The sequence below is a fragment of the Bacillus norwichensis genome (assembly GCF_014836955.1).
In the GTDB taxonomy this organism is placed as follows: domain Bacteria; phylum Bacillota; class Bacilli; order Bacillales; family Bacillaceae_C; genus Siminovitchia; species Siminovitchia norwichensis.
Genome location: NZ_JACSPV010000090.1, coordinates 1 through 2,561, shown reverse-complemented (window position 1 = coordinate 2,561; position 2,561 = coordinate 1). Strand labels below are relative to the sequence as shown.

Below are 2,561 nucleotides of genomic sequence, written 5' to 3'. Positions count from 1 at the left end.
CAACATAATTGATAGGCTCAAGATTCAGTCTAGCCAACGATTAGTACTTATTTTGTTGGTGCGAAAGTTGAGTTACTTATAAAAGCATACAGAATAAAAATTATAACAAACCAGCCTATTTTTCGACGCTTACATAATAGATACAAAAACAATAAAATGCCTACACCGACAACAATAGATAAAATAATATCATGACCAAACCACCCATTAAAGTGCCAGGAATCCATATATCGTTGAAAAAAAATCTCCAATTCTCTTCCCCCTATCACTCTTTTCTATTTTAAAAGAATTGGTAAAAACTTGCTAATATTAACCTTCTTTGATAATAGTTGTTTTCTATTATTTTTCAAAATATTCAGTGTCAACTTTCGTTTGTCTAATCAATATGAATCACATAATAGTTGAAAAGAAGGGAAATACCCCCTCCTTCCATTAGGAAAAATAGCACCTTAGACTAGTTAGTTCCCAAATTGAGAATTACAAGAGTTTCTTCAACACTTCATGGAAAAAATTAGATATTTCTTCTTCTAATGACTTATTGACCTGGTTGGACTCTTCAAAATCGGGTCAATATGTCTTTAAAATATTCTCAAATGCGATTGGATATATTTGTACCCAGATTTGATTGAGCTCCGCTCGATACCTTTCCTCTGAAAATCTGTGGCATCCGCCTGGGTTCGCCTCCCACTGAATAGAATACCAATATCATTCATCTTACCACTTACAGAAGTGGGAGACTTCTGCTGAATGAAGGTAAAGCTTATTTTTAGGTTTTCGGATTGAATCAGCCGCATAAATATTGATCATTTAAGGACTGCGGAAAGATGATGGAATAGTTGACCCGCCCAAGAAATAATAATCATCGCAAACGCCTTCATGCCCATCAGTTTAAGGGTAAAATGGTTAAATAAATCCATTTATATCAGTGCCTTTCTACTATCTAAGAGTAAATAAGTAGCCCATTTTAAAACATATAAAATCAATCAACTTTTTTCTTTTTGGCCATCTGAATTTTGGAACATGCTTCACCATTGTCTCAAATATTAGTCCCCATTGTTCTTCCGATAAAGTAGCAACTGAAACCTCATTCTTTATTCGAAGACTTCTTTTTAAATGCTTAATTTGAGGTGGTGTAAATACACCTCTTAGTGCTAAATCAATAGATAATTGTGGATTCTTAAGAACATAACCAGCTAACCCCCAAAATATTAAACAATCGCTTATAGGTACAAGTGGTTTAACTTTTCTAATTATTGTAATCATGGCAGAATCAACTCTTGGCGGTGGAGAGAAGTTTTTTCTTGAAATCCCTTTAACATACCGAATATCAAACCACATTCTCCAAGCAATGATATATGGATCTTTCACAACATTTGATGTGAATCTTTTGGCTGCACCTTTTTCCATTACAATAACGCCTCTTTGAAAACCGCTTAACGGATTATTAAGAAGCATTTTCATAATTGGTGTTGTGATGGCATATGGAATACTGGAAACAACTGCAAAATGCTCTCGAGGTAACGATATTTTTAATATGTCTTGCTCAATTATCACTGTATTTTTCATTTCAAGCTGTTTTAATTTCTTTATAAACTTTTGATCGTATTCAACGGCTAGAACCTTTCTTGCTCGATTACTTAAAGCATTAGTAATTGCCCCTTTTCCAGCCCCCAAATCTAATACAAGATCAGTTTCTGAAATGCGAGCAAGGTTTACAATATCATTTACCAAATCCTTGTTATGCATCAAATGTTGCCCGCTAAAATTTGGTGGATTCCCGACGACAAACTTTCTCCTTCTTTTTGTCATTATTCAAACAACCCCTCTTAATTGGACTTTCGGCTCTGAACGCAAAAAAGCCACAGACATAGGCATCTGTGGTTCCAGTAAACCGGAGTAGTTTTTTTGCAATAAGACAAAAGAATTTGTGCATATTTTTTAAAAATAAATAGCACAAAATAGACTTTCTAAAGCTAAAGAAAGGACTCATAACAATATAAAAGGAAAGATTGAAGAATCAGTCTTTCCTCTCAATACAAAAATATTTAATGAAGATTGTTAAAAATGGGCATACTTATCCCGTTTACTCTACAAGCGAAAACAGAGCCTTCGAACTTATTAAGTTAACAGTTCAAAGCACGGAAAGTAATAATTACACCCATAGTTTTTAACAACCCTCCTTAGGTTAATTACATGAAATATCCCTTATATTATAATCTTAACCATAGATAAGTTCAATGAAAACATTACTTGGTACTCAAGCGTAACAATAATCCGAAAACCCCTTAATCTAAGCTAATCAGTGATAAAGAACTCAATAACAACCTTCATGATGAACCAAATGAATAAAGATTGAAAAAGAAAATCCCAATCAAATACTGGAATCTCAGATTTGATTGGGATTTTTTCATTCGTGGGTTAGGCTTTATCACATGCGTCTTGGCGTATTTGCTCCCAGATTTTATCGGGCATGGCTCGATAAAATTTGTATGAAAATTATTTCCGCTAGAAAGCAATACTTAAGTAAGCCCTCTATTCCTATTTTTTAAAAAGGGCTTTAT

1 protein-coding gene is annotated in these 2,561 nt (G+C 33.7%); it reads right to left on the bottom strand.

All coding sequences use genetic code 11. The features are described 5' to 3' along the window. Positions 1–936 precede the first annotated feature (936 nt). Complete coding sequence (gene erm / locus H9631_RS22020; RefSeq protein ID WP_191816587.1) at positions 937–1,809, bottom strand: 23S ribosomal RNA methyltransferase Erm; 873 nt, start codon at positions 1,807–1,809, stop codon at positions 937–939. Between the last annotated feature and the right edge of the window lie 752 nt (positions 1,810–2,561).

What these genes read in the sequence shown, in the direction of transcription:
- erm (WP_191816587.1), bottom strand. Translation starts at nt 1,809, where the DNA reads ATGACAAAAAGAAGGAGAAAGTTTGTCGTCGGGAATCCACCAAATTTT.